The 667-nt window shown below is 76.5% G+C and carries 1 protein-coding gene; it reads left to right on the top strand.

Features of this window, described 5'->3' with window-relative positions:
- A partial coding sequence (gene rfaE2, locus CLM62_RS35245) for a D-glycero-beta-D-manno-heptose 1-phosphate adenylyltransferase (protein WP_095753957.1) occupies positions 1–486 on the top strand: 486 nt, incomplete at its 5' end.
- Positions 487–667 lie beyond the last annotated feature (181 nt).

Below are 667 nucleotides of genomic sequence, written 5' to 3'. Positions count from 1 at the left end.
TTTCCGCCCGCCGACGGGGACCACGGCGACGGCGACCCGTACGCCCTGGCCGCCCGCGTCCGTGCCGCGCACGGCACCGTCGTCGCGGCGGGCGGCTGCTTCGACCTCCTGCACGCCGGCCACGTCGGACTGCTCCAGGCCGCCCGGCGGCTCGGCGACTGCCTTGTCGTCTGCGTCAACTCGGACACGTCGGTACGGCGCCGCAAGGGCGAGGGCCGCCCGGTCAACCCGCTCACCGACCGGGTCCGCGTGCTGCGAGCGCTCAGCTGCGTCGACGCGGTCGCCGTCTTCGACGAGGACACCCCCGAACGCCTCCTCACCGAACTCCGCCCCCACATCTGGGTCAAGGGCGGCGACTACGCCGGCGCCGACCTCCCCGAGGCGACACTGCTGGAGCAGTGGGGCGGCCAGGCGGTCCTCCTCCCGTACCTCGACGGCCGCTCCTCGACGGCCCTGCTGACTCGAGTGACGGGCGGGGCACGATGAGGGCGGCCGGCCGGAAGTCGCCTGCCGCCGGGCTGGGCGGACCCGTTGCCCGCACGCTCGGCGGCCCGCGCCCGATGCCCTGTCCGGCACCGGGCGTGCCAGGAACCGACGCTCCCTTCCCCGCCCGCGGCCGCAGGCGCCCGGTGGCCCGTCCGTCACCCGCGAGGGGAGGTACCCGATG

Source organism: Streptomyces sp. SA15, from assembly GCF_002291145.1.
In the GTDB taxonomy this organism is placed as follows: domain Bacteria; phylum Actinomycetota; class Actinomycetes; order Streptomycetales; family Streptomycetaceae; genus Streptomyces.
This window is presented reverse-complemented; position numbering and strand designations above follow the sequence as displayed.